Annotated in this window: 22 protein-coding genes and 1 pseudogene; 10 read left to right on the forward strand and 13 right to left on the reverse strand. The window is 58.6% G+C overall.

What is annotated here, in order from left to right; translation table 11 throughout:
• Positions 1-10: 10 nt before the first annotated feature.
• Both ACSEXW_RS18550 and ACSEXW_RS18555 read right to left on the reverse strand, forming a co-directional pair.
• On the reverse strand, positions 11-901 hold the full coding sequence (locus tag ACSEXW_RS18550; protein ID WP_438447659.1) for a carbohydrate ABC transporter permease: 891 nt from the start codon (positions 899-901) through the stop codon (positions 11-13).
• A gap of 139 nt (positions 902-1,040) precedes the next feature.
• On the reverse strand, positions 1,041-2,399 hold the full coding sequence (locus ACSEXW_RS18555; protein ID WP_438447660.1) for an extracellular solute-binding protein: 1,359 nt from the start codon (positions 2,397-2,399) through the stop codon (positions 1,041-1,043).
• A 269-nt stretch (positions 2,400-2,668) separates the two neighbouring features.
• Here ACSEXW_RS18555 and ACSEXW_RS18560 point away from each other — a divergent pair, with 269 nt between their 5' ends.
• On the forward strand, positions 2,669-6,955 hold the full coding sequence (locus tag ACSEXW_RS18560) for a GGDEF domain-containing protein (protein WP_438447661.1): 4,287 nt from the start codon (positions 2,669-2,671) through the stop codon (positions 6,953-6,955).
• A 68-nt stretch (positions 6,956-7,023) separates the two neighbouring features.
• Here ACSEXW_RS18560 and ACSEXW_RS18565 read toward each other — a convergent pair whose 3' ends face one another.
• The 3 genes from ACSEXW_RS18565 to ACSEXW_RS18575 form a co-directional block, all read right to left on the reverse strand.
• Positions 7,024-8,091 (reverse strand): tripartite tricarboxylate transporter substrate binding protein, encoded by a 1,068-nt coding sequence (locus ACSEXW_RS18565; RefSeq protein ID WP_438447662.1) that lies wholly within the window; start codon positions 8,089-8,091, stop codon positions 7,024-7,026.
• A 66-nt stretch (positions 8,092-8,157) separates the two neighbouring features.
• Positions 8,158-9,678: a tripartite tricarboxylate transporter permease gene (locus ACSEXW_RS18570; protein WP_438447663.1), complete on the reverse strand. Its 1,521-nt coding sequence runs from the start codon at positions 9,676-9,678 to the stop codon at positions 8,158-8,160.
• Positions 9,679-9,693: 15 nt separating this feature from the next.
• Complete coding sequence (locus ACSEXW_RS18575; protein ID WP_438447664.1) at positions 9,694-10,158, reverse strand: tripartite tricarboxylate transporter TctB family protein; 465 nt, start codon at positions 10,156-10,158, stop codon at positions 9,694-9,696.
• A 374-nt stretch (positions 10,159-10,532) separates the two neighbouring features.
• On the opposite strand from ACSEXW_RS18575, the gene ACSEXW_RS18580 reads away from it, so the two are divergent.
• Positions 10,533-11,027: a P-loop nucleotide/nucleoside kinase family protein gene (locus tag ACSEXW_RS18580; protein WP_438447699.1), complete on the forward strand. Its 495-nt coding sequence runs from the start codon at positions 10,533-10,535 to the stop codon at positions 11,025-11,027.
• Positions 11,028-11,178: 151 nt separating this feature from the next.
• Here the strand turns inward: ACSEXW_RS18580 and modB are convergent, their stop codons facing one another.
• Both modB and modA read right to left on the reverse strand, forming a co-directional pair.
• On the reverse strand, positions 11,179-11,853 hold the full coding sequence (gene modB, locus ACSEXW_RS18585; RefSeq protein ID WP_438447665.1) for a molybdate ABC transporter permease subunit: 675 nt from the start codon (positions 11,851-11,853) through the stop codon (positions 11,179-11,181).
• 10 nt (positions 11,854-11,863) lie between these two features.
• A complete protein-coding gene (gene modA, locus ACSEXW_RS18590; RefSeq protein ID WP_438447666.1) occupies positions 11,864-12,733 on the reverse strand; it encodes a molybdate ABC transporter substrate-binding protein in 870 nt (289 codons plus the stop codon).
• Positions 12,734-12,898: 165 nt separating this feature from the next.
• On the opposite strand from modA, the gene ACSEXW_RS18595 reads away from it, so the two are divergent.
• Complete coding sequence (locus ACSEXW_RS18595; protein WP_438447667.1) at positions 12,899-13,867, forward strand: helix-turn-helix transcriptional regulator; 969 nt, start codon at positions 12,899-12,901, stop codon at positions 13,865-13,867.
• A gap of 309 nt (positions 13,868-14,176) precedes the next feature.
• Here ACSEXW_RS18595 and ACSEXW_RS18600 read toward each other — a convergent pair whose 3' ends face one another.
• Positions 14,177-14,998 carry a formate/nitrite transporter family protein gene (locus tag ACSEXW_RS18600; protein WP_438447668.1) on the reverse strand — a complete coding sequence of 274 codons (822 nt, stop codon included), beginning with the start codon at positions 14,996-14,998 and terminating at the stop codon, positions 14,177-14,179.
• A 23-nt stretch (positions 14,999-15,021) separates the two neighbouring features.
• On the reverse strand, positions 15,022-16,527 hold the full coding sequence (locus ACSEXW_RS18605) for a ferredoxin-like domain-containing protein (protein ID WP_438447669.1): 1,506 nt from the start codon (positions 16,525-16,527) through the stop codon (positions 15,022-15,024).
• Between the two features lie 392 nt (positions 16,528-16,919).
• Between ACSEXW_RS18605 and ACSEXW_RS18610 the strand changes: the two are divergent.
• The 4 genes and pseudogenes from ACSEXW_RS18610 to ACSEXW_RS18625 all read left to right on the forward strand — a co-directional run.
• Positions 16,920-17,651, forward strand: a pseudogene (locus ACSEXW_RS18610) (aldo/keto reductase); the annotation flags it as partial.
• Between the two features lie 164 nt (positions 17,652-17,815).
• Complete coding sequence (locus ACSEXW_RS18615) at positions 17,816-19,267, forward strand: spore germination protein (protein WP_438447670.1); 1,452 nt, start codon at positions 17,816-17,818, stop codon at positions 19,265-19,267.
• Complete coding sequence (locus tag ACSEXW_RS18620; protein WP_438447671.1) at positions 19,257-20,471, forward strand: Ger(x)C family spore germination protein; 1,215 nt, start codon at positions 19,257-19,259, stop codon at positions 20,469-20,471. Before ACSEXW_RS18615 ends, ACSEXW_RS18620 begins: the two co-directional genes overlap by 11 nt.
• A gap of 22 nt (positions 20,472-20,493) precedes the next feature.
• Complete coding sequence (locus ACSEXW_RS18625) at positions 20,494-21,609, forward strand: GerAB/ArcD/ProY family transporter (RefSeq protein ID WP_438447672.1); 1,116 nt, start codon at positions 20,494-20,496, stop codon at positions 21,607-21,609.
• Here ACSEXW_RS18625 and ACSEXW_RS18630 read toward each other — a convergent pair.
• Positions 21,554-21,808: a YczF family membrane protein gene (locus ACSEXW_RS18630; protein ID WP_438447673.1), complete on the reverse strand. Its 255-nt coding sequence runs from the start codon at positions 21,806-21,808 to the stop codon at positions 21,554-21,556. The two genes, ACSEXW_RS18625 and ACSEXW_RS18630, sit on opposite strands and share 56 nt — an antisense overlap.
• A 142-nt stretch (positions 21,809-21,950) precedes the next feature.
• On the opposite strand from ACSEXW_RS18630, the gene ACSEXW_RS18635 reads away from it, so the two are divergent.
• Both ACSEXW_RS18635 and ACSEXW_RS18640 read left to right on the forward strand, forming a co-directional pair.
• Positions 21,951-22,133: a hypothetical protein gene (locus ACSEXW_RS18635; protein WP_438447674.1), complete on the forward strand. Its 183-nt coding sequence runs from the start codon at positions 21,951-21,953 to the stop codon at positions 22,131-22,133.
• Between the two features lie 181 nt (positions 22,134-22,314).
• Entirely contained in the window at positions 22,315-23,232 is a 918-nt protein-coding gene (locus tag ACSEXW_RS18640; RefSeq protein ID WP_438447675.1) for an aldo/keto reductase, read from the forward strand.
• Between the two features lie 60 nt (positions 23,233-23,292).
• Here ACSEXW_RS18640 and ACSEXW_RS18645 read toward each other — a convergent pair whose 3' ends face one another.
• The 3 genes from ACSEXW_RS18645 to ACSEXW_RS18655 form a co-directional block, all read right to left on the reverse strand.
• Positions 23,293-23,925: a polysaccharide deacetylase family protein gene (locus ACSEXW_RS18645; RefSeq protein ID WP_438447676.1), complete on the reverse strand. Its 633-nt coding sequence runs from the start codon at positions 23,923-23,925 to the stop codon at positions 23,293-23,295.
• A gap of 77 nt (positions 23,926-24,002) precedes the next feature.
• A complete protein-coding gene (locus ACSEXW_RS18650; RefSeq protein ID WP_438447677.1) occupies positions 24,003-24,506 on the reverse strand; it encodes a hypothetical protein in 504 nt (167 codons plus the stop codon).
• 80 nt (positions 24,507-24,586) lie between these two features.
• Positions 24,587-24,811, reverse strand: a complete 225-nt coding sequence (locus tag ACSEXW_RS18655; RefSeq protein ID WP_438447678.1) for a spore germination protein — start codon at positions 24,809-24,811, stop codon at positions 24,587-24,589.
• Between the two features lie 211 nt (positions 24,812-25,022).
• Between ACSEXW_RS18655 and ACSEXW_RS18660 the strand changes: the two genes are divergently transcribed.
• On the forward strand, positions 25,023-25,421 hold the full coding sequence (locus ACSEXW_RS18660) for a bacteriohemerythrin (protein WP_438447679.1): 399 nt from the start codon (positions 25,023-25,025) through the stop codon (positions 25,419-25,421).
• The last annotated feature ends 64 nt before the right edge of the window (positions 25,422-25,485 follow it).

The raw sequence follows: 25,485 nt of genomic DNA on the forward strand, positions 1-25,485 counted from the left end.
CTTCCTCCTATCAGGAATATTTGCGTTCAAGCCGGTTGAACAGGTAGTTGATGAAGACCGTGGCCACCAGGCACAGGACCACCAGGAAGGCGCCGATGGAGGAGCCGTAGCCGTACTTCATGGACAGGAATGACATATTGTACATGTGGGTGGAGATGACGTCCGTAGCATGGGCCGGTCCGCCGGCCGTCATGACCATGATCATGTCGAAGGCCTGCAGCGAGCCGATGAACGCCAGGACGATGGATATTTTGAAAATCGGAATATTCATGGGGAAGGTAATATGCCAGTCCGCCTTCCAGCCCTCCGCACCGTCGATGCGGGCGGCTTCATAGATATCCGACGGGATGTTCTGGATTCCGGTGAACTGAATCAAGGTATGGTAGCCCAAATACTGCCACAGGGCCACGAAGTACAGGGCGATCATGGCGACGGAAGGGTCCGTCAGCCAGGAATGGGTCCAGCTGTCGAGGCCTACGGCTTCGAGAATCTGGTTCAGCATGCCTCCCATGGCGGAAGGATTGTAGATGGTCTTCCAGAGTTGGCCGATGATGACGACCGACAAGATAACCGGCATAAAATAGCTGGAAACCAGAAAATTCGGCTTCTTCACATAACGGTTGAGCAGGATGGCGACCAGCAGGGCCACCGGGATCTCCGCCATGGAGAACAAGGCGAAGTTCAGCGTCCGGCCCACCGCCGGCCAGAAGACCGGATCATGGAACAGGAGTCGGTTGAAATTGTCCAATCCGATGAACGTGGATTCGCCGATGCCGTTCCAATCGAGCAGGCCGTTGTAGAACGACACGATGATCGGAACGAAGACCAATCCCACGTACAGCAAGAGGCAGGGCAGCACGAACAAGGCGATGGTGAGTTTGGATACCCGAAGAACATTCACAGGGGATTCCCTCCTTCATTACTCTCTCTTTGAGCCCTGAGGCGGGAAGACCTGCGGGCTTGGGATGTTGCCGCCGGAGAACCGGGCGCGGAAGGGCTTGGGACAAGCGCCTTCCGCGCGTCGGGTCAACCACCGTTCTTTATTTGTTGGAATTGTAAGCGGATTGGTGCTCCTTGGCGACGTTCTTGGAATCCACCTTCTGCACGAACAGGTTCTGGATGCTCTGCAGGTGGCCTTGGGCCGTTCCGGGATTCATGGTGTTGTCGAACGCCAGGTCGCCGCCCTTAACCTCCTTGAACAAGCCGAGTACTTCCATTGCCATATCGGAGTAACCAGCGGCTTTGAAGTCGCCTTCTACCTTCTGTGCGATGCCCACGGCGCCCTTAACCTTGAAGGCTTCCTTCGGGAAGTTCAGCATGAAGTAGTTCAGGAATTCCTTGGTTTCCTTCAGGTGCTTGCTGTTGGCAGAGATGGCGAAGGCGCTGCCCGGTGCCAGCATGAACTCGTTCGGGTTGCCCTTGCCGCCGATGGTCGGGAACTTGAAGACGCCGACCTTGCCGTTAACCGAAGAGGTCTCGATGCCGCCGGTCGCCCAGCTGCCCATGAAGTACATGGCTGCTTTGCCGGTCTTGAACAGGTTCTCGCCTGCATTATAGTCGAAGGAGGTGGCTCCTTCTTGGAAGGCTCCCGCTTGAACCAGGGACTGGAACGCGTCTACGGCAGAGATGAAGGCCGGATCCTCGAAGGTCTTCTTGCCCGCAATCACGTCGCTCAGGAAGCCCGATCCGCCGTTGGTGCGGAGCAGCATGTTCATGAACAGGAAGGATCCGGTCCAGGTGTCCTTCTCGCCGATGGCCATGGGGGTGATTTTCTTTTCCTTCAGCTTCTTGACCACGTCGACCATCTCTTCGAAGGTCTTCGGCACTTGGACGCCGGCTTGCTGGAACAGCTCTTTATTATAGAAGACGACCGCGATGTTATTGCCGTCCGGCAGGGCGTACAGGTTCTTGTCGAAGGTATACCAATCGAGAATGCCCTCCTGGAAGGTGCCCTTCAGTCCGTTCTGCTCCACCATATCGTTCAGCGGGGCCAGCAGTTTGGCATCCACGTACGGCTTCATCTGGGCCGCCGGGTTCACGATGGTGATGTCCGGCACTTCCTTGGAGGCCGCCTGGGTCTTCAGCTTCAGCTTCTGCTGGTCTGTATTCAGCGAATCCAGCTCGATCTTGATGTTCGGATGCTCCGCCTCATAGGCGGCCACAATCTTCTTCAACATGCCGTTTTTCGGATCGGTCGGGTCCGGATAAATATTTTGGAACGTAATGGTGACCTTCTCCGCTTTCGGAGTCTCGGCAGCCGTAGAGGCTGCAGGAGCTTTGGACGTCGCCGGCGAAGAGCTGGCGGAGCTGCCGCTGTCGCTTCCGCTGCCGCATGCGGCAAGGCCCAACGTCATGGTGGCCGCCAGAGCCGCACTCACCAATTTGAATCTGTTCTTCATATCTTGTACCCCCTCAATGGATTTGATAGCGTAATTATCCCTCCATTTGAAAGGGTTTACAATGCGGTAAACTTAGGGAACCAGGTAGAGTTTTTTTAGATATCCGGCCGTAACCCGAAGAGCTTGCCTCGAATCGGGACGTTATTGGATTGTTTTGAATCCCCCCTTTCGCGCGTTCATCCATTGAAGAAATCGGCGCGATAGCATATGATGAAGCTAACGATTTAACCGACCAGCATCTATGACTACCCTTCCGCGGAGGGCCTCTTATGACGATGACGTCTACCCGGGCAGGTCGTGCCGACCTGTCCGTCTCTCTATATGCTCCGGACTGTACCGAGCTGCGGATCTCCCATGCCGCGCTCTCCCTGTATGATGAACGTCTGACCCATGCCCGAATCCGGCACTGGGAGTCCATGGAGCCCCTCGAAGGCTGCCTGGGCATCAAGGACAGCGTCAGGAGCGAGTCCGGCCTTGCCATCCGAATGGAGCCCATTCCCGGCGGATACCTCCCTTGGCTGGAGGCCGCTTCCCAGGGACTCCCGCGCAAGGCCGTACACCGGGCCGCCCTGGGACTGGCCCGCACGTTCTCTGCGCTGCATGCTGCCGGCTTCATCTACGGCTTCGCCCTGCCGGAGCTGATCTACCTTCATCCCGAGACGGGGAGCTTCCTCCTGCTGCTGCAGCCCCTGCCTGCAGCCACGCCGTTGATTGAGAATGTGGACAACCGGCTTCCGTCCGCGCTCTTCAGTCTATATGCCCGATTGTATCGGTCGTCTCCGGCGGCCGATCATTATTTGCTGGGACTCATCCTCTATGTCCTGCTCCACGGCCGCTTGCCCGCCACGCTCTTGGAGAATCCAGAGCGGGAACGGCGGGAAGATCCCTTAACCTCCTTCAGCCTTCGGCTTCTCCACCACCCCGAGGGCTACCGCCATATAGGCGAGGTCCGGCAGGAGCTGGTCCAACTGGCGGGCGGGGCTTCGGATGCGGTTCCCGAGGAGCTGCCGGACGCGCCCGCTGCTCCGGAGCTTCACCCGGCCGTCTCCCACCCCGATCCGGATACGGACCGGACGCTGCGGGAATTTTTGAGCTCGGAGGACGCGGGTATCCTGGCGCTGATCGGCCGGGATCAGCCGAACCGCTTCTCCGCCTTGCGCTGGAAGATGAATGAATGCTCCGAATTCAATCTGTTCTTCACCATACTGTGCAGCGACACGCCGCTTGGCGTTCTGAAGGACCTGATCGACCGGACGCTGTCCAATACCGCCGGCTGGGCTCCGGAGGCAGCAGCGGCCATGAATACATGGCGCAGCAGCTTCGAATATTTGTTGAAGCAGTATTATAAGGGAAAGGACGGCCATCTGGAGATCGTTGAATGGCTCTACAGCTTGTTCCGTACCGTTAGCCCCTTGTTCCCCCAGCGGCTGTGCTACATCTTCGAGGATTGCCAGGCCATGGATCCCCTCTCGGCTCTCATCCTGGCCGAATTCTGGAGACGCTACGGGGACCAAGTCCAAGGCCTGCGCGTCCTCTTCAGCGGAGGCCGCCTTCCCGAGGTATGGAGAACGCCTCCCCATTTCCCCGTCTTGCATACGGATCTCACCTCGGTCCTGCACTACGAGAGGATCCTGCTCCGCATTATGGGCCGTGCGGAAGACACGCTCGTGGAGAAGCTGGCCGCCGCGTTCCACGGCCAAGCACGGAGTCCCCACGATTGCCGCCTGATCCTCGGGGCGCTCCGCTCCGACGGCCTTATCGTCAGCGGGCAAACCGGCTGGAAGCTAGCCGGTCTCCCCGACTGGGAGAACCGGGTGCCCACGGTGGAGCAGGCTTACCGGACTGCGCTCCGGAGGCTCCCTCCGGGTTCGCTGAAGCTGATTCGCACCCTCTCCTGGCTGCCCATGCCCGTCCGTCCGTTATCGCTGCTGCAGCTCTGCGGCTTGGACCGGCACGCCTTGTTCCAAGCCTTGGAGCAGTTCCATGACCAAGGCGCGGCCGCCGTATTCCACGCCAACAGCTTGTTCATCCCGGCCCGCTATCGGGATTGGCTGATGTCGGGATTGTCCCCTGCGGAGATCCGCTACCATCAGATCGAAGCGCTGGAGTGGCTGGCCCGCGTGCGCCCCCACAGCTTCACGCCGCTGTATGAGCTGGCCCGGGCGGCTTCGGATCCGTACCGCCAGCAATATTTTCTCATCCGCAGTTACCGGCGGAACCGGAGCCATCTGTCTCTGGAGAAGACAGCCGGGCTTCTCAGCAGCATCATCGAGCTTCAGCCTCAAGTCCATAAGCCCGAGAACAAGGGCTGGGCCAGATTGCTGGGCCAGGTCTATCTCTCACTGGCACAGGACACCGCCGCCGCCGAGGTGACCCGGAAGCTGTACGAACGGCACGGCTGTGAGTCGGACCGCCTGTTCCTCCTGCTGTTGAAGCTGTCGCTGAATGAACTGAATGTGGACGAGACCCGGGACGAGCTCTACCCGTACCTCTACAGTCCCGATCAGCCCATTCTGATCCGTGCCCTGGCGGCTCAGTTCATGATGCAGAGCATGATGAGCTCTCCCTTGCCCCAAGAACAGGTGGCGGAGATGGACCGTTACTTCAGCCAGGTCATCTTCCCCAGCCGCAATCAGCTGCCCCTGCGGATCTACAGCGAGCTGTGCGCCGTATACGCCGGCATGTCCTTCCGGATGCTCCCGGACCGGAAGGAGTGGACGCTGGCTCTGCTCCGCAAGCTGTTGGGCACCATCGAGGAGTCCCATTCTCCGTACCTGTCGCTCCGGATCTACAATGCGCTGACCTTCCAGTCGAACATCCGGACGATGGCCGAATACAACCGGCTCTTCATCGAGTCCGCCAACCGAAGCGGCGTAGCCAACGCCGCCCAGATCGGCCATCTGAATGCATTGGCCGTTTCCATTTTTGTGGGTGATGTCCCAAGCTATCGGTACCACCTATCCAAGATCAATCCGGATCAGTTCGACTATGAATCGCTGCTGAATTCCTACATGGTCTTCCAGCTGCTGTATGCGGCGGAATGGAAAGACTGGGAGGTATACAACCAAGCGAACTCGTACTTCGAGGAATCCCGGACGCTCTCGCCCACCGCCGAGCGACGGTTGAAGCTGTGCCGAAGCTATCAAGCCTTCCGCCGCGGCGAGCCTCTGCCGGGATCAGCGAATCCGGAGGCGCCGGACGATTCCTTCATCGCGGCGCTCACGCATCTTGTGGACGGACAGGAGGCCGAGGGTCTCGACGTTCTGGAGCGCATCATCGAGCAAGAGACCCCCTCCCCCCATGGATTGGACATCATCGTGGGATGGTCCTTCCGGGAGCTGCTCCGGATGAAGCTCGCCGATCCTGACGTCGGAGCGGAAGAGCTGGACCGGTGGATCGGTCGGTTCGACAGCTTCATTCATACCCGGGGATTCGATCTGTTCACTCCGGACTATTCCCGGCTGAAGGCAGAATGCCTGATGCGTCTCGGCCAACGGGACGAAGCCTATCTGCATTTCCGCAGCGCCAGGAACGGCTTCCAGGCCATCGGCAAAGAGGAAGAGGCGGAGCAGGTCGCCGACCGGATGGAGGAAGCCGCCCGGCCGGCCCATTGGGAGGAGGACCGCAGGGTCTGCCTGTCCCCGATGGTGCTGTCCCTTCTGAAGGACCGGTCCGCCATGATGGACCAGCTGACGGACCTCCGGGTGCACCAGCTGCTGGCGGAATCGCTCAATCAATCCTTGAATCTGCCGGAGACCATGGAGCGGATCACCCATTTTCTGTTCCATTATTATCCGGTTCGGGACTGCCGGATCCGCTTCCGCTCCAAGCATACGGACACCACCGAGATCCGGGTGCCCCACGGCATCGTGGATGCCGCCCGGGCCCAGGAGATGGTCCAGTTCTCCAAGGAGCGCTTGTCCTTCGAATGGATGAACCAGAACGGCCAGTCCATCAGCATGGACCTGGGGATGCGAAGCTCGTCGGACACCAAGGTGCAGTCCCTCCGCTATTTCCTGCAGCTGACGAAGCCCTACATTCAGAACTGCCTGCTGTATATGGAGATGATCACCGACAGTCTGACGGGTCTCTACGTCCGCAGGCATTTCATGGAGCTGCTCGCCAGGGAGTTCGATATCTCCCGCCGCTACAACCTGGGGCTGTCCGTCATCATGATGGATCTGGACAACTTCCGCCTGGTTAACGAGCACGGCCACCAGGAGGGGGACCGGGTGCTGGAGGAGGTGTCCTCGCTGCTGCGGACAAGCACCGGCAACGAGGACATTCTGGGTCGCTACGGCGGAGAAGAATTCATCGTCATCCTCCCCAAGGCCGACGGCAAGGAAGCACTCCGCAAAGCCCAGCGGATCTGCAGGCTGATCGAAGATACCTTCTCCTACGGGCGGCCGTACCGGGTGACGGCCAGCATCGGCGTCTCCTCAGTTGATCATCTGGAGGTCTCCTCCATGGAGGAGCTCATCAAGTTTGCGGACAACGCCGAGATCCACGCCAAGAAAACCGGCAAGAACAAGGTGGTCTCCGCATGGTCGATCTAACGAAAGCAGCCAGGATGAGCGGATGCTCCCTGGCTGCTTTTCGTTAACCTGCTGCCTTGATAGCAGCCTTATTTGCGGATGCCCGACTTGCCGCCGAGCTCCGTGTAATAATCCGTCTCCTTCTTCAGGAAGTCCGAGAACTCCTTGCCCGACAGATAGGCAGGCTCCAGCTGAAGGTTCTTTAGCTTCTCCGCAAAAGCCGGGTCCTTGGAGAGCTTGGCGAGGGCGTCCTCCCACTTCTGGATAATCGCGGGGTTGGTGCCCTTGGCGAAGCTGATTCCCGTCCACCAGCCGGCATTCAGGCCGGCTACGCCCTGCTCGCCGGTCGTAGGGACGTCCGGGAAGTACGGACTCCGCTCGGGCGCCTGGATGGCCAGCACCTTCAGCTTCCCGGCCTTGACCAGCGTATGCACCTCGTTCACCGTATGAACGGCCAGTACGGCATTGCCGCCGGCAACGATCGGCAGGGATTCCGAAGCCCCCTTGGTCGTGACCATCCGCGTCTTGGTGAAGTCGGCCTGGATCGCACTGAGCCATTCCGCCACCACGAACGAGGAGAAGCCCGCCGGCCCCACGCTGGTCCAGGTCAGCTTATCCGGGTTACTCTTCACCCAATCGGAGAATTCCTTGAAGTTCTTCCACGGCGCATCCGCATTCACCACAAAAGCCGCCGCATCCTTCACGATCCGCGCTGCGAAGATATGGTCGTCCATGCGGACCGGCGGCTCCTTGAAGCCTCCGGCCAGCATGGTGGTGTTGGATACGTTGTCCGCCAGCACTGTATACCCGTCGGCAGCCGCTTGCTTCAGCGCGTATTGAGCCCCTGTGGCGCCTCCAGCTCCCGGTTTGTTCACGACGCTGACCGGCTGGCCCCACTCCTTGCTCAGGGCCTCGGCCACTGTGCGCGCCACCAGGTCCACCCCGCCTCCGGCGGAGAAGGGCACCACGTATTCGATGCCTCTTGTGGGATAGTCCACCTTGGGCGAGGCGGTGGCAGTGGTCACCGATGTTGCTCCCGAAGCGGCGGGAGCCGGATCGCTCTTACTCTTGCCGCTGTCCGCCGGGCCGCAGCCCGCCGCCAGCGCCGTCATGCCCAGGGTCATAGCCATAATGGCGGCTATGGATGTTTTTCTCATGATAGGTCAACCTCCGTTCATCTCGAAGATTCCGTCCAGCCTGAGCGGTCTGCTCCGGGAAGCCGGTTAATCCAGTATGCCGGCCGGCTCGCCAACCTCTTCTTGTACCCTGCGCTTGGTCCGGCGGACCATGATGAGTGACAGGAGCAGCAGCACGAGTGTGGCCGCCATCAGAATCAGGAAAATCGGGTGATGCAGCAGGACCGAGGGATCCCCTCCGGTGATGGTCATGGTCTGCATGAAGGACTGCTCCATCAGCGGACCGAGGATATAGCATAGGATAAAGGGCATGACGGGCCACTTGTACCGGTGCAGGAAATAGCCGATGACGCCGAACGCCACTGCCACTTGCACGTCAAACAGATTGTTGCGCACGGAATAGGCGCCGACCATGCTGAGCAGAAGGATGATGGGTGCCATGACGCCGAACGGTACCCGGGTCAGCTTCGCCCATAAGCCGACCAGCGGCAGATTCAGCACCAGCAGCATCACATTGCCGATGAACATGCTGGCGATGACCGTCCAGACGAAACTGCCCTTCTGCTCGAACAGGAGGGGGCCCGGCGCAAGGCCGTAGATCATAAGTCCGGCCAGCAGGACCGCCAACGGAGGCGACGAGGGAATGCCGAGGGCGAAGAGCGGAATGAAGCCGGCGGAGCTGGTGGCGTTATTGGCTGCTTCCGGCGCGGCCACCCCTTCGATGGCCCCCTTGCCGAAAAGCTTCTTGCGCCGGGAAAATTTCTTCACGAGGTCATAGGACAAGAACGAAGTGACGGCGGCGGAGCAGCCGGGAAGCAGACCCAGGACGAAGCCGATCAATCCGCCGGCCGCCATGGCAGGCGCGCTCTGCGCCAGGTCCTTCCGGCTCGGATAGACGCTTCCGATCTGTCCGCCCGACACGGCGGTCTGCCGGTCCAGCATCCCCTTCAGCACCTCCGTGATGGCGAAGAGCCCGATCAGGATGCTGACCATATCCAGTCCCCCTGCCAAGCTGCCGGAGCCGAAGGTGAAGCGGTACATCCCGGAGCTGGGCCCGAGCCCGATCAGCGAGATGCCGATGCCGGCAAGGCCCATTACGGCGGACTTGACGAAGGAGCCGCCGGTCAGCCCCATCATGACGGTTAGGGCCAGGAGCAGAATGGCGATCATCTCCGGGGGCCCGAAGCGCAGCGCCTGATCGGCCAGAGCGGGGGCGAAGAAGACGAGCCCCACGATGCCGAGCACGCCTGCTGCGAAGGAGGCGACGGCGGCGATGCCGAGAGCCGGGCCGCCCCTTCCCTGCCGGGCCAAGGGGTACCCGTCCAGGCAGGTGGGGACGGATGACACTTCGCCCGGAATATTAAGCAGGATCGCCGTGGTGGAGCCTCCGTACATGGCACCGTAGTAGATACCGGCCAGCATGATGATGGCCTGCGTCGGGTCGAGGACGGCGGTGACGGGCAGCAGAATGGCGATGGAGGATGTAGGGCCCAGTCCCGGCAGCACCCCGACGAAGGTTCCGATCAGCACCCCTATGGCGGCCATCAGCAGATTCATAAGGGTCAGCGCATGGGCGAAGCCGTCCAACAGCATGGGTATGGAATTCATGGGAGCACCCCCTTTTTACAACCATAGAATATGGCCCGCAGGCAGCGGGGTGTTAAGCCAGCGAATGAACAGGAGATCCAGGCAGACCGTTACGAGGAGCGCGGCCGGCAGGCATATTCGCCAACGGTAGGTCCCCACCGTCCGGAACAGCAAGGCCGCCGCCGCAAAGGTGCCCAGCAGATACCCCGCCCAAGGCAGCAGCAGCGTATAGCCGAGAAGTATGGCCGGAACGGCGGCTACCCGAATGACGGTCCCCCGCTCCGTTCGCTCACCTTCGTCCGCTGCCGGTCCCAGTCCGGGACGGACCAGCAGAATAAGACCCAAGACGACGAACCCGGCGCCAACCAATGCGGGAAATACGTGGTCCCCGATCCAGGCCCCGTTATGAAACCGGTACAGCTTCTCCGCCTCCCGGAGCGACAGCGCTCCCGCGATCAATACCAGAAGGCCCGCCAGCCGATCTTGCCAGATATGCTTCATCGCACCTCTTCCTTCCCGAACGGACGATCCACCTGTGTACGTCAGCGTCGATGGATACGAAACGCCGATTCATAAGGCGTTCTGTTCCGGCGCATAAGTTTTCCTTATAACAAGCGGATTGTTCCGAGACATTCACCCAGGTGATGACAGTATATGGAGAGGCCCGCCAAAAGGTGAAAAGGCCGCCGCGGTTCCGCCTTAGGCGGCCGCAACGGCCTTAAATCAAGCTCATACTGATTCCCATCCCGCAGTTCTTATCTAAGACATGTGCCCGGATGAAGTCGGAGAACGATTATCCTAGACCCATTCTTCCGTATCTCCGTGATTCTATATATGGGTATCCTTAAAACAAAAGGAGTCGAATGTAATGCTCTATATTTAGCGGGTTGCCAGGAACCGGGAAGACCACGTTGTCATCCGCATTGGCTAGAGAACTTAAGGCAGCCTATCTCCGGGTCGATGTCATAGAACAGGCTATGCGGGATAGCGGCATGAGGATCGAAGGACCAGAAGGGTATGCCGTGTGCTATGCACTCGCATCACAGCAGCTCCGGCTGGGTCTGGACGTCATTGCAGATACCGTCAATCCCATTCGAATCACTCGCGAGGCTTGGCGTAATGTAGCGGAGTGCCTTGAAGCCCCCTTTTTGGAAATTGAAGTGGTCTGTTCCGACCCTCTGGTCCACAAGCATCGAATCGAAACACGTACAACCGATATTCCAGGCTTGACTCTGCCGACATGGGAGCAGGTTCTGAATCGGCAGTACGATGTTTGGGACCGGGATCACCTAGTCATCGACACCGCCCATCAAACGACGGAAGAGAGCTTGATGACACTATATAACCAACTCGCTTTACAACGTTCCTAAGGAGAGAACCGGATGAAGTCGGAGAACGTCCTTCAGGCTGCCGGTTGGGACGATTTGGAGCGTTCTTAACCTCATCACGGTAACGAAGTACGATAGTGCTCTGTCCCAACAAAACAACACCTCCCGCAGCAGCACCACGGGAGGTGTCTATTTAATGGTTCCGCTTCAGCATGTTCGTGCACAGCAGGAGTCCGAAGGAGATTAGGATCGTCGCGGCCGTCCAGGCCCAGGCCAGATTCATTCTGCCCGCATCCACGGCAAAATAGATGGCCGTCGGGATAGTCTGGGTCCGGCCCGGGATGTTGCCCGCCACCATGAGCGTGGCGCCGAACTCCCCCAGTCCTCGTGCGAATCCCAGCACGAATGCGGCGATCAGCGACCGCCAGGACAACGGCAGCGTGATATGCAGGAAGACCTGCAGCTCGCTGGCTCCCAGGGAGCGGGCCGAATCCTCCAGCTCCTTGTCCACGGAGGCGAAGCCTGTCTTCAAGGTCTGGTAGACCAGCGGAAAGGCTACGACCACCGAAGCCAGCACCGCCGCCCACCACGTGAAGATGATGGAATGGTTCAGCACCTGCTCCGCCAGCCTTCCGATCCAGCTCTTCCGTCCCAGAAACACCAGCAGGATGAAGCCGACCACCGTCGGGGGCAGAACCAGCGGCAGCAGAAACAGCGTCTCCAGAAGCGTCTTGAACCGGACTCTTCGCTTGGTCATCATCCAGGACACCAAGAGACCGAGCAGGAAGACCCCCATGCTGGACAGGACCGCCACCTTCAGGGAGAGCCATATGGGTTGGACAAACTCCTTGCCGGTTGCATCGAACATTAGGCATCACTCATTTCGGTGTGGTAAATCCGTACTTCACGAACACATCCATGGCTTCCTTCGTGGCCAGATAACGGTACAGCTTCTCCGCCTCCGGCTTAGCCTTCGTCGCCTTCACAATGCCGATGGGGTATTCGATGGGCTTGAAGGTCTTCGGATCAACCGTAAATGCAATCTTCACCTTGGAGGAAGCCAAGGCATCCGTCTTGTAGACGAAGCCGGCTTCCGTATTGCCCGTCTCCACATAGGAGATGACCTGCTTGACATCCTTCGTCAGCACCAGCTTATCCTGCAAGGCCTCCCACAGCTTGGCGGAGGTCAACGCTTCCTTGGCATAGCTGCCGGCAGGCACCGACTCCGGCGTACCGACGCCGAGCTTCTTGAACTCGGGCTTGGTCAGATCCTGCAGTCCCTCCACGGCCAGCTTGCTTCCGGAGGACGTAATGACAACCAGCTCGTTCCCCAGAAGATTCTTGTTGGTTCCTGGCTCGATCAAATTCTTCTCCACCAGCGCATCCATCTGCTTCTTCCCCGCCGAGAGGAACAGATCCGCCGGCGCCCCCTGTTCGATCTGCTGCTGAAGGGTGCCTGAAGCGCCATAATTGAAGGTCAGCTTCACATTCGGCTCCTTCGCCTCGTAAAGCTTCTTGATTTCATTCAGGCTCTCCGTCAGGCTGGCGGCAGCCGATACCAGGAGCTCCACAGGCTCTCCCTTCGGCTGAGTCACGGCGCTTGCCCCCGGTGTCGGCGCCACGCCTGCAGAGGCCGCCCCCCCATTCTTGCTCCCTGCATCCCCGCATCCCGCGAGTACCATCCCGGCTGCCGCCAACAGCGCGATTCCTTTGGCCAACCTCCTGCAGTCTCTTCTCCATCGCTCCATCTTGTTTCCCTCCGCTCCATGATATCGCTCTATGTATATAAGGGAGTATATCATAAGTTATATCTAGATATAACTAGATATGTTTAGATATAATCAGTTATTTCTTGAATTCCAACCCTTATGCAGGTTAAGATGGGAGCATGCAAGAGCTTGTGGAGGGACACTATGCCGGATGAGATCTCATATACCACTGAAGAAATCGCCAAGCTGCTTCGTGTATCGAAGCTTACCGTATACGACCTGATCAAGAAAGGGGACCTTCCTGCTTATCGTGTAGGCAAGCAGATGCGCGTCGATGCGTCGGACCTGGACACGTATAAATCCCGGGCCAAAACCGGCCTGCCGTCCTTCATGAACTACCCTGGCCAACCTGACGCTCAACCGGCCCAAGCCTACATACCTGCCGCCGGCGCTCCTGCCCCAACCTTCAGACCCTTGGTCATCACGGGTCAGGACCATATCCTGGACATTCTAGCCCAGCATATTGAGAAGACGAACAAGAACGTCCGCCCCCTTCGCTCCTTCGTCGGAAGCCTGGACAGCCTGATCTCCATGTACCACGGAGAGTCCGACATCGTGAGCACGCACCTGTTCGACGGCAATACGGGCGAATACAACCTGCCGTATATTCAGAAGCTCTTGATCGGCTGCCCCTATGTCGTGGTGAATCTCGCATCCCGCTGGGCAGGCTTGTATACGGCCCCGGGAAATCCTTACGGCATCACCGCATGGGAGCATCTGGCCAAGCCGGGCATCACCATCGTGAACCGGGAAAGAGGCTCCGGCGCACGGGTATTGCTTGAGGAGCAGCTGCGAATCCGGGGCATCTCCCCCCGCTCCATTCAAGGATACCAGCTGGAGGAGAGCAACCATCTCGGCGTGGCGGGCAAGATTGCACGAGGCGAAGCGGATGCGGGAGTCGGCATTGAGAAGGCCGCCGCTATGGTGGGCATCGGCTTCGTCCCCCTGATTCAGGAGCGCTACGATCTCGTGATGCTGAAGAAGCCCGGCAATCTGGAATGGATCGATACGGTGAAGCGAATCCTGCAATCCGAGGCTTTCCGCAAGGAGCTCCAGTCCATCAGCGGGTACGACCTGGCCCAGACCGGGCACATCCTCTGGGAAACGGATTGATGATGCGAAGCAAGGGCCATAACGTCCTTGCTTTTTATTATGTCATATATATTGACACAAAATCTTATCCACCAAACCAGACGCCTTACCAAACCCTTATAATTCAGCATATCGCGCTATAAGTGATATGGTTTTCATTGTAACTCATGTTATATTTCCTTACAATATTATCCCCTTCACGATTTTGTGAACGCCAAAAAGCTCCCGCCAACCGCTCATCGGCCGTTCGGGAGCCCTACATTTTCTATACTTCGTTCAGCAATCCCCTGCGTCTCTTTCCCTATCCATTCTGAGCTTCGTGACCGCTCCTTATGCCGCCTTAGTCTGCTTACGCAGCCCAGCATGTTCTTTCTTCGCATGAGTCACGTACAGCAGGATGCCCGTGAACAGAACGCCGCCGGCGAAGTTGCCGAGCAGCACGGGAATCTGATTCCATAACCACCAGCCTCCGAAGGTTACATGTGCGCCGTACATCATCCCTGCCGGAATGACGAACATATTGACGACGGCATGCTCGAAGCCTTGGGCGAAGAAGGTTAGGATGGGCAGCCACATCGCCGCGATCTTCCCCCAGGTGGAGCTGGAGGTCATCGCCATCACCGCGCCCAGCGTCACCATCCAGTTGCACAGCAAGGCTTTGGCGAATACGGCGATCATACCGTCCAAGCCCAGTGCGGAATACCCGTTGGTCTTGGCCTCCGCCGTCTTGACGATGAATTGCACGACGGCATGGTCCATGGAATGCCCCAAGTTCGTAACAGCCGCATAGAATAACCCCGCGTATACGACTCCGCCTGCAATGTGGCCCAGGATGACCCAGGTGAAGTTGCGCAGCATCTCCCCTACCGTTGCCCGTTTCTCCAATACAGCCAAGGGAATCAGCGCGAAGCTGCCGGTGACAAGCTCCAGCCCCAGAAGGATGATCATCACGAATCCGACCGGAAAAACCAGCGAACCCACGATCCCCAGCTTCGTCTGAGTCGTAGCGGTGAAGGCCAGGGTGGTGGCGAAGGCCAGGATGGCGCCTCCCAGAAAGCCTCTGACAAGCAGGTCCTTCACAGCCAGCTTCGCTTTGGCGGCACCTGCCGCCACCATCTGCTCCAATACGTCCTGCGGTTTAATGTAATCCATATAGTGCTCTCCCTTCGGATGCATTATTGCACTTTAGGCAGCGGAACGGACTCTCCGTTTCCTTTGCTCTTCTTCGTATACATGCCCGCCAGCACCTCATACAGCCGGGATACCGGAACCTTCTCCATGACCAATTCGCCAATCCGGGCTTCATGGCCGATTCGTCCGCCGGCGAAGATATCCACGGCATCCACCAGCACGCCGTCCACCCGGGCTTTCGTTCCGCGGAATCCGAGGTCGCCCACCTGAGTGGTTGCGCAGGAGTTAGGACAGCCGGACCAATGAATCCGGACTCCCTCGGGCAGAATCTTGTCGGCGTCCAGCCGTTGGGCCAGCTCCAGGGCAGGGGTCTTGGTGTCGACAACGGCCAGATCGCAGCCTTCCTTGCCGGTGCAGCAGACCAGTCCCCTTACAGCCGGCGCCGGCTCCAAGGACAGAACCTGGAGTAACGGCTCCTTGCGGAAAGCATCCAACCGTTCTTTCTCGATATAGGGAACAATGGCATTCATCTGCGGTGTCAGGCGGATCTCGCCCCGGCCGTACTCATCGGCCAGCCGGGCCAGCTCCAGCGCCTGGTCAGCCGTCATCTTGCCTGCAGGGACACACAATCCCGCCGCCGCATAACGAGGATCCTTCTGATCCGTGATGCCCAGATGATCATGATGATGATCCTTCCGGATATCGTCCGCCGGAGTGCACAGAAATGTCTTCCCCAGCTGCTCCTCCAGACGGTTGATCAGACCTTCCTCCCCCAGCTCCTCCAGCAGATGCAGCATACGTGCCTTGTTCCGATTCTCCCGGTTGCCGTTCCGGTCGAAGAGATCCAGGATCGCCATGACGACGTCCACCGCCTCCTCCTTCGGGAACCAAATGCCCAGATCCCGGGCGACCTCTGCATAGAATTTGCCCAGAGCCCCTCCGATCCGGACCCGGAATCCGGGACGTCCTTCATGAACCTGCGGGATCAGCCCTGCATCGTTCAAAAACGAATGGGCGCAGTCTTGATAGCAGCCGGTCACGGAGATATTGAACTTGCGGGGGAGGCTGCTGTAAGCCGGGTTGCCGACGATACGGCGAGAGATCTCGTCGAGAATCGGCGTAGCGTCGAAGGCCTCCTCTTCCTGCAGGCCCGCCAGCGGACAGTTCATCAGGTTCCGGATGTTGTCCGAACCGGTCTGGCGGACCTCGATACCCGCTTCCCTCATCGCTTCGAGCACTGCCGGGATGTCGGCCAGATCGATAGTCCGGAGCTGTGCCCCGGCACGGGTCGTAATCGTTACAGTCCCGTCTCCATAACGGTCGGCCGTCTTGGCAAGGGCACGGAGCCGCTCCGATGGCAGTATGCCGTTCGGCATCCGAAGACGGAGCATGAAGCCCCCTTCTCTCTTCCGATGGAACAAGCCGTACCAGCGGAATCGCATGAGATCATCCTCCGGAATATCCTCCACCGTGCCGGCGGCATAACGCAGAATATCCTCCAGGACCAGCAGCCCGTGTTTTTCTTGCTTCAGCTTCTCCATCTTATTCATGAGAACCACTCCTATGTAATGATTCTTAACAAACATTCTCTCTATATTGGTAATATACATGAAGTTTCAGAAAAAATCCATACGTAATGTTAGTTTTTATTACATTTAATTTTAGTTATTCCGAACGATATATACTTAAAATCTTGTTTTGTTCGTTTTTTGGTGGCAATTTCAACAATTGAATAGGGACTGTTGTGCATAAACCTGACATGACTTATATGTCCAGTCATGCCCCTTTTCCATTCCTTTCCCAATCTGCAAGCCATCCGCGGGATAACCGGCCGGGGTTGAACTCCAAACCAAACCGGTCGTTTCCCGAATGTTGATAGTCGATTTCATATCTATCATTCGCCTTTTATAACCTTCTCCTTACCCCTCTGATACTTAGTTGGCGCGAGGATTGGCTCGTCGCCACCAAGTTCGGACACCACTACACCGACCGCTTCGAACGGGAGCAGCTCTGGAGCGCTGCGGATGTGCTGAAGCAGCTGGACAATTCGCTTCGCGCACTGCGGACGGACTACATCGATCTGTACCAGTTCCACTCCGGATCGGATGCCCAGTTCGATAATGATGCGCTTTGGACGGCTCTGGATAAGCAGGTGCAGGCAGGCAAGATCCGCCATCTGGGCACATCCATCGGCTCCAACGATAACCTTCATCAGACGGATGCCTCCTCCCAGGTCGGCTCCCAGGCGATTCAGGTGGTCTACAACCGCTTGGACCGGAAGCCCGAAGAGCGCGTATTCCCCTCCTGCCTCCGCCAGGAGCTGGGCGTACTGGCACGGGTTCCTCTGGCCAGCGGTTACCTAAGCGGCAAGTACAAGCCCGGAGCCACCTTCGGCACTACGGACGTGCGCAACCGTCACGACCGGGAGCAGGTGAACGAGAAGCTTCGCGAGGTAGAGCGCATCCAAGCCACAGAAGTGCCGGAGGGGATGGACATGTCCACCTGGGCTCTCTCCTGGTGCCTGCAGCACGATGCGGTGACCTGAGTCATCCCCGGGTGCAAGAACGAAGATCAGGTCGAAGCCAATGCCCGCGCAGCAGACTACGCCAGCGACACCCATCCGCAGGCCGCTGCTGCAGGCAAGACGAACGAAGCGCCGTTATCCCGCAAGTGAGTCATGAAGATGCTGCCCCCATCCAGCTGGGGACAACATCTTTATTTCTTGCTCGGAGCGTCTCCCATTCGCCCTAGGCTCCCTCACGCATAATTCGGCGTCCATCTCCCCAAGAATATTCCCTGTTATTTCCGCGAACCCTAAAAAATAGGGGGGCACAGCGGATGACTCACCATAACCGGCATGACCGGCCGAGACAGCGGCTCAGCGTCCAACGGGACGTAAACGCGGCGCGGCTGAAAGAAATGACAGGCAACAGTGCGGATTATGTGTTCCGGGAATTGACATTCCCGTCGGGCACCGCAGCTTCGGTATTAATGGTTTATAACGACAATCTGACCGACAGGAAAATGCTGGACCGCTTGAGCCAGACGCTGTCGGAGCATTCTCCGGAGCGCCTGTCCCACAGGGCCACGCTCCCCGTATGGGACACCGTGCGGGAACAAGCAGGGACCGCAGGCGACACAACGGATGCAGGGACCTTAGAGGAGGCGCTTCGGGCTCTCCTGTCGGGCTGGACCCTGCTGTTCGTCGAGGGAACGGATAAGGCCATCGCATGCGATACGGAGGGGATGAAGTGGCGCGACATTTCGGAGCCGACCACTCAATTGGTCATCCGCGGCCCGAAGGACAGCTTTTCCGAATCCATCGCCACTAATATCTCCTTGATCCGCAGAAGGCTCAAGAATCCGTCTCTCTGGCTGGACCTCTTCACGATCGGAGATCTGACCGGAACCCGGATCGGAATGATGTACCTGCAAGGCGTGGCGGATGAGGCCTTGGTTCGGGAAGTCAAGGATCGGCTTACCCGGATTCAGACCCGCGGCGTACTGGAATCGGGCAACATCGAGAAGCTCATCCAGGAGCGAAGGTACACTCCCTTCCCGACCGTTCAGAATTCGGAGCGCCCGGACACGGCGGTGAAATGTCTGATGGACGGCAAGGTCGTCATCCTGATCGACGGAACACCGTTCGTTCTGCTGGCGCCGGTCACCTTCCTGCAGCTGTTCCAATCCATTGAGGATCACTACCAGCGGCTCGATATCGGCATCTTCGTCCGTGTGCTGCGATACCTCGCATTTTTGATCTCGCTGACGGGTTCGGCCATCTATATCGCGGCAATCACCTTCCACCAGGAAATGATCCCCACCCCGCTTCTCATCAGCCTGGTCGCCCAGCGAGAGGGCGTGCCGTTCCCCGCCTTGGTGGAGGCTCTGATCATGGAGGCCAGCTTCGAATTCATGCGGGAAGCAGGAGTCCGTATGCCGCGGGCCGTCGGTCAAGCGGTCTCCATCGTGGGCGCCCTCGTCCTGGGCCAAGCGGCTGTTCAAGCCGGCATCGTATCGGCCGCCATGGTCATCGTGGTGGCAATCTCTGGCATATCCAGCTTCACGGCCCCTTCGTTCAACATCGCCATATCGGCCAGGCTGCTCCGCTTCGGCTTCATGATCCTGTCCGGGTGGCTGGGCATCTTCGGCATCCTGGTCGGGATGTTCATGCTGACCGCCCATATTACGTCCCTTCGGTCGTTCAATACCTTGTACCTGGGCGTATTCGCTCCTCCGGACCAAACATCGCAGCCCTCTACGGAAAGGGGCGCCCGGCATGAACCCTAAGCGGAGCCTGCTTCTGCTTCTGTCGTCCGTCATGCTTCTTGCCGCCGGCTGCTGGAACAGCCGCGAGCTGAAGGATATGGCCATCGTATCGGCGGTGGCCATCGATACCGTGCCCGGCAGTTCGAAATACAGAGTCTCGTTCCAGGTGGTCAATTCCGGCCAGGTGGCGCCGAAGACCGTATCCGGCGGAAGCAATGCGGCCGCGCCGGTCAACGTCATCACCGGGGAGGGCGACACCCTGTTCGAGACGATCCGGCGAACCTCCCAGCGCGTTCCCCGCCAGCTGTTCTTCGCCCATGTCCAGCTGGTGGTGGTCAGCGAAGACTTCGCCAAGAAGGGAATGGCGGAGCTTCTGGATTTCTTCGAGCGCTCCAGGGAAACCAGGCTGCTGTCCTCGGTCCTGATCGCCCGGGAGAGCTACGCCTCTCAGATCTTGAAGTCCCTGACGCCACTGGAGACGATCCCCGCCGTGTCGGTGGTCGGCAAGATCGGCCATGCGTCCCGCCTGTGGTCCAACAGTCTGCATACCCGGATCGACGACGTCCTCGATATGATGGACGGCGAGGAACGGGTGACCCTGATCTCGGGGGTGGAGCTACTGGGGCAGAAGACCAGAAGTGCCAAGAGCGAGAGCACCCAAAGCTCGGAGCTCTCCGCCTATACACAGATTATGGGGATCGCGGTGCTGGATCAAGGAAAGCTGATCTTTTGGGTGGATGAACCGGAGGCCCGGGGGGTACTGTGGGTTCGCGGGCAGGTGAAAAGCACCGTCTTGACCCTGGACCTGCCGGAGAAGAGCCGGTCCGTCAGTGTGGAGATTACCCGCTCGAAGGTCAGAGTGAGCCCTGAAGTCCGGGACGGGAGGCTGAGAGTCAAGATCGCCGTATCGGCGGAAGGGGCCGTCACGGAGCTTAAGACACCGGTTGATGTAACGAAGCCCGAGGAAATCCGGAAGCTGGAGGCTCTCTTGGCCGGTCAGATCCGGGAGGAGATCATGTCCGCGATCCGTAAGGCCCAAGAGAAAAAGGTGGATCTGTTCATGCTGGGCAGCAGGCTGAACCGTTCGGATCCGCGGCTATGGAGAGAGCTTAAGCCTGATTGGAAATCGTACGTGGGGAACTCCGAGATGGAAGTTCAGGTGGAGGCCTACATCCGCAACCAGGGGATGAGGAACAAATCCCATCTGAGCACGCTGCAGAAATAGACGGTGAAGAGGAGGGAAAGGGATGGGAATCGAGAGGATCGGGAGGGTGCAGTTCTATCTTTTGCTTCTGCTTTACTTAATCGGCGGTGTCATTGCGCTCGGCACCGGAACCGCCGCCATGAAGGATGTCTGGCTGGCCGTCCTGCTGGGACTTGTGCCCGGACTGGCTATATATGCCGTGTACAGCAAGCTCTTCCGGATGTATCCCCATGTCCCGATGACCGTTTATTTCGAGCGGATTGTCGGGCCTTACGCCGGGAAGGCCCTTGCTTTTTTGTACAGCGTCCACTTCATGTACCAATCGTCCCGCAATCTGCGGGGCTGCGGCAATCTGCTGGTGATCTCGGTGTATGACGCCACTCCCCTCTTCGCACTCATCACAGCTATGGGGATTGCGATGATCTATATTCTGAGCAAGGGTCTGGGGGTGCTGACGCGTACGGCGGCGGTATTTCTGCTGGTCCTCTTGGGCATGGGGCTGATGGGCAACGTCTTCCTGTGGTTCTCCAACACCGTGGAGGTGACGCATCTGCTCCCGGTTCTGGAGAAGGGCTGGAGACCGGTCGTCAACACCCTGCCCGACACCTACTTCCTGCCGTTCGCCGAGCTGGTGGTGGTGGGCATGCTGTTTCCCTATGTCCGGCCGGGGGGGCATCCGGGGAAGGTCGTGTATACGGGGGCGGCTGCAGCCGTGACAGCCGGGCTGCTCTTAAGCTATACCATGGCGCTGAACGTATCGGTATTAGGTGCGGACCAGCTGCGCCGAACCGTATTTCCCCTGTTCACTGCTTTGTCCAAGATCGACATCGGGGATTTCATCCAAAGGCTGGACGGCATTGCGGTATCCATACTCTTCATCAGCTATTTCTTCAAGGCCTGCGTCTACGGATTTGTGGCGATGGCGGCAGCGGCTGAATTGTTCCGGTGGGAACGGCCTGAGAAGCTGTCGGTTCCTCTCGGTATTATCATCGTCTTCTCCTCCATCATGCTGTCGGAGAATTTCACGGAGAATATCTACGAGGGCCACAGGCTGAATCCGTATGTCGCCTTCCCATTCCAGACAGGCATCCCCGTTGTGCTGCTTATTGTCGCTTGGTTCCGGAGCCGCCGGCGAACCGGCGGACAAGCCGCTTCGTAAAGACCCAGCCTCCTGCTGCGGCTAGGAACAAGACCGCCCATACCAGGAACAGCACATATTCCAGCATTGTAGCCATGTCGAAGTAGCTGGTCAGATTGCGGAGAGACTGCCGGATGCTCATTCCGGCGAGAAGATCCATCATGATCAGATAAGCCAGGCTGGCAGCAGCATACAGGGCGGCAACCCATACCAGTCTCATAGCAGCGCTCCCTTTACCATGTAAGTGATGGCAGTAGTATTCAGCCAATCTCCCGGATGTATGTACCTAAGGATCATAAGACAACCCGCCCGGAGCATATCCGTTACTATCAGGAAGGAAGGGATGCCTTACGGAGAACTGGTTGAAGGAGTTCGATTGGCAGCTGGCGGCGTTCGTCGGGGCAAGCGTGGTACAGGAGATGCTCCACTTCCGGCTGCCCCAGATCCAGTATTGGAACGGGATGCGCGATTATGAAAAACGCCGGCGGGACCAACCCCCCCGGGACCCGAACAAGGACGATGATGACCGTCATATCGCTGCATAGAACCGCAAGCCCCGCTTCCGCCGACAGGCGCTGACGGGGCTTGCGGCTTGCACCTTGCGGAGGACGTTCCGGCCACACTTACTTTGGGGAAACTAACTCACATGAAAGTGCATTCTTTTCAAACAGCCCGAAGGCGGATATGCTAGGCATGTAGATTGCTACAGTGAGGAGGACTTTAATGATGAGAACCATGAAATTAGGAACCAGCTCCCTGCGGGTGCCGGTCGTCGCGGTCGGCTGCATGCGCATCAATCAGTTGGACAAGTCCGAAGCGGAGCACTTCGTCCAAGCGGCCCTGGAGGAAGGGGCGAATTTCTTCGACCATGCGGACATCTACGGAAGCGGAGCCTGCGAGGAGAGGTTCGCCGAAGCTATCGGCATGAACGACAACGTCCGTGAAACGGTCATCCTGCAATCCAAGTGCGGCATCCGCCACGGCATGTTCGACTTCTCCAAAGCGCATATCCTGAGCTCCGTCGATCAGATCCTGAAGCGCCTGCGCACCGACTACCTGGACATCCTGCTCCTGCACCGGCCCGACACGCTGATGGAGCCGGAGGAGGTTGCCGAAGCCTTCGACCTGCTGGAGACCTCGGGGAAGGTGCGTCATTTCGGCGTCTCCAACCAGAACCCCACCCAGATCCAGCTGCTGAAGAAATGGGTGAAGCAGCCCCTCGTCGCCAACCAGCTCCAGCTGAGCATTACCAATACGACCATGATTACGAGCGGCTTCAATGTGAACATGGAAAATGATGCCGCCGTAAACCGGGACGGCGGCATCCTCGACTTCTGCAGGCTGCACGACATCACCATCCAACCCTGGTCCCCGTTCCAGTACGGCTTCTTCGAAGGGGTCTTCCTCGGCAGCGACAAGTTCCCTGAGCTGAACCGGAAGCTCGATGAGGTGGCGGAAACTTACGGCGTCAGCACCACCACTATCGCCATCGCTTGGCTGCTGCGCCATCCCGCGCACATGCAGCCGGTCATCGGCACCACGAATATCGGACGTCTCCGGGATTGCTGCAAGGCCGGTGAGATCCATCTCACCCGGGAGGAGTGGTACGCCATCTACCGTGCGGCAGGCAATGTGCTTCCTTGACCGCCCCCTCGTCCAACAAAAAAGCAGAGGCCCTATAACGGGTGCCTCTGCTTCTTCTTGTTATATCGATTGGGAGTGCTCCAGCCGGAGCAGCTCACTCACCGTCACGAGTCGATAGCCCTCGTCCGTTAGCTCACGAACCAGCTGCCTAACGGCTTCGACCGTATGGGAACGGTCTCCGTAGCCGTCATGGTAGATCAGAATGCTGCCGTTACGCACCTGCCGACAGCTGGTCATGTAGATATGCTCCGCACCGGGCATATCCCAATCCCGCGAGTCCAGATTCAGCGCCCCGATGGCGCGGTAACCGAAGTCTCCGACCACCGTCTCGTTCTGCTCGTTGTAGTCCAGATAGGGCGGCCGGAAGACGGCGGGCTTCACCCCCGTCAGGTCCAGAACCAGCTGCTCCGTACGGGAAAGCTCACTCCGGCATTCCTCCGTGCCGAGCTCCGGAAGATGGGGATGGGTGTAGGTATGGTTGCCGATCTCATGCCCCTCGGCGGCAACCGCCCGGACCGTATCCGGACTGCGCTCCATCTGTTCGCCGATCATGAAGAAAGTCGCGTGCCCCGATACCTCCCGGAAAATCTCCAGCACCTGCGGGGTATACACGGGGTTGGGGCCGTCGTCGAAGGTTATCGCAACCGCCCGGTGCTTCGTCGGCACTTCGTGAATGATCTGGGTTCCTCTCATTGTGGAACACTCCTTCGCATCAACATGAGTCCGCTATTAGCGTACCATAGATGCGCAGAAGGTGAAACCGCTATCTTTTAGGCTCCCGCCTCCGGCGTAAAACCTTCTTCGGCCAGATAGTCCCGGGCCTCCTCCATGGTCTCGAAGGCCTCCTCCAGATTGGCGCCGGAATAGATATACCACAGTTCGTCCTCGTAGTGGAGCGTCAGCACCGCATGGTCCGGTCCAATCCACCGTATCTTCTCCGGTTCCCCGGCGGCTCCGGCATCGGCCGGCGCGGCAGGGGTCGTGTCCTCCGCTCCTGTCCCGGCCAGGGACCGGATGGATTTCGCGATGAGTGAACGCAAGTCCTCTGCGGCATAATCCCGGATATTCACGAAGCCTTTGTCGTCAGTCGGCGCGCCTTCGACGAGTCCGGCGTATACGAAGCCGTTGCCGTTCGGATGCAGATGATAGACCACCGTCTTCTTGTCGTACGCGCTCTCTTCATAATGAAAGTTGACGCGACCGAGCGATACGTCCTTACGCTGCAGCTCGGGGAAGGAGCTGCAGATGTCAAGCTTTTCTTGAAAGGTAAGCATAGAGGGCCTCCGAATGATGTTTCCTGTTATTGTAGCACAGGAGTGGGACGGGTCCAAATCCGAAGGCCGGCGGCGAACGTCTACACGGTCGTGTTGGGGGTGTCCACCACATCGGAGTCGATGGTGTTCACATGGCCCAGCACATTCTGATTGCTGCCGTAGCTGTCCCCCGGAGACAGCGAGTTGTTCCCCGTGATCACCTTGCAGCTGCTGGTCAGGTTGATGATCCCCGCATCGCCGAAGTGAACGTTGGAGCCGGAGGCCACGCTGTTGATTTTGACTCCGCCGATGATGACACATGGCATACCGAACGTGCTCCCTTCCATAAAGCCTAGGCTATTGTACTATAGTATGACGAAGGCGGCCGATTGCTACAGGTTGGGCCTGCACCATCCCATGGCGCAGGAGCGCTTTTGTCGAAAGTTGATCACGGACGAATGAGATTTATTACTTACAAAGCTGGGTGAAAATTCTATACTCAGGATAATTCTGCATTCGAAAGAGGGGTATCGCCGCATGTCACATTGGAATACGGAATACAACATCGGAGTAGAGCATATCGACCGTCAGCATGAACAGCTGGTTCTGGACCTGGCAGCGTTCAAGGAGCTATGTGATCGTGACGCCCGCCAGGACGCCATTACGGTCTCCCTTCGGGGCTTGGCCGCGTCCATTCAGGAGCACTTCGCGTCGGAGGAGGCCCTGATGGCCGAGATCGGCTACCCCGAGCTGCCTAAGCATAAGAAGGCTCACGACAGCTTTCTCGGCACCTTGTCCGAGCTGGAGAACAACATTTATGTACATGGACTCCATTCTTCCACCTACCCGAAGATCATCCAGCTGCTCTCCGATTGGCTCGTCAACCATATCTGCCATTCGGACAGCAAAATCGGCGAGTTCGTGCGAGCCCGCTAACGGCGAAGAGCCTCCTATCCCAACACGGGGAAACGGAGGCTCTTCTTCTATGCTGCAGCCAATT

It is taken from the genome of Oryzibacillus soli, from assembly GCF_051594765.1.
GTDB lineage: Bacteria > Bacillota > Bacilli > Paenibacillales > NBRC-103111 > Paenibacillus_AR.

Bases quoted from the DNA above. Each gene is read 5' to 3' on its own strand.
- ACSEXW_RS18555 (WP_438447660.1), bottom strand. From the start codon at position 2,399: ATGAAGAACAGATTCAAATTGGTGAGTGCGGCTCTGGCGGCCACCATG.
- ACSEXW_RS18560 (WP_438447661.1), top strand. From the start codon at position 2,669: ATGACGATGACGTCTACCCGGGCAGGTCGTGCCGACCTGTCCGTCTCT.
- ACSEXW_RS18565 (WP_438447662.1), bottom strand. From the start codon at position 8,091: ATGAGAAAAACATCCATAGCCGCCATTATGGCTATGACCCTGGGCATG.
- ACSEXW_RS18570 (WP_438447663.1), bottom strand. From the start codon at position 9,678: ATGAATTCCATACCCATGCTGTTGGACGGCTTCGCCCATGCGCTGACC.
- ACSEXW_RS18575 (WP_438447664.1), bottom strand. From the start codon at position 10,158: ATGAAGCATATCTGGCAAGATCGGCTGGCGGGCCTTCTGGTATTGATC.
- modB (WP_438447665.1), bottom strand. From the start codon at position 11,853: ATGTTCGATGCAACCGGCAAGGAGTTTGTCCAACCCATATGGCTCTCC.
- modA (WP_438447666.1), bottom strand. From the start codon at position 12,733: ATGGAGCGATGGAGAAGAGACTGCAGGAGGTTGGCCAAAGGAATCGCG.
- ACSEXW_RS18595 (WP_438447667.1), top strand. From the start codon at position 12,899: ATGCCGGATGAGATCTCATATACCACTGAAGAAATCGCCAAGCTGCTT.
- ACSEXW_RS18600 (WP_438447668.1), bottom strand. From the start codon at position 14,998: ATGGATTACATTAAACCGCAGGACGTATTGGAGCAGATGGTGGCGGCA.
- ACSEXW_RS18605 (WP_438447669.1), bottom strand. From the start codon at position 16,527: ATGAATAAGATGGAGAAGCTGAAGCAAGAAAAACACGGGCTGCTGGTC.
- ACSEXW_RS18615 (WP_438447670.1), top strand. From the start codon at position 17,816: ATGACTCACCATAACCGGCATGACCGGCCGAGACAGCGGCTCAGCGTC.
- ACSEXW_RS18620 (WP_438447671.1), top strand. From the start codon at position 19,257: ATGAACCCTAAGCGGAGCCTGCTTCTGCTTCTGTCGTCCGTCATGCTT.
- ACSEXW_RS18625 (WP_438447672.1), top strand. From the start codon at position 20,494: ATGGGAATCGAGAGGATCGGGAGGGTGCAGTTCTATCTTTTGCTTCTG.
- ACSEXW_RS18630 (WP_438447673.1), bottom strand. From the start codon at position 21,808: ATGAGACTGGTATGGGTTGCCGCCCTGTATGCTGCTGCCAGCCTGGCT.
- ACSEXW_RS18640 (WP_438447675.1), top strand. From the start codon at position 22,315: ATGAGAACCATGAAATTAGGAACCAGCTCCCTGCGGGTGCCGGTCGTC.
- ACSEXW_RS18645 (WP_438447676.1), bottom strand. From the start codon at position 23,925: ATGAGAGGAACCCAGATCATTCACGAAGTGCCGACGAAGCACCGGGCG.
- ACSEXW_RS18650 (WP_438447677.1), bottom strand. From the start codon at position 24,506: ATGCTTACCTTTCAAGAAAAGCTTGACATCTGCAGCTCCTTCCCCGAG.
- ACSEXW_RS18655 (WP_438447678.1), bottom strand. From the start codon at position 24,811: ATGCCATGTGTCATCATCGGCGGAGTCAAAATCAACAGCGTGGCCTCC.
- ACSEXW_RS18660 (WP_438447679.1), top strand. From the start codon at position 25,023: ATGTCACATTGGAATACGGAATACAACATCGGAGTAGAGCATATCGAC.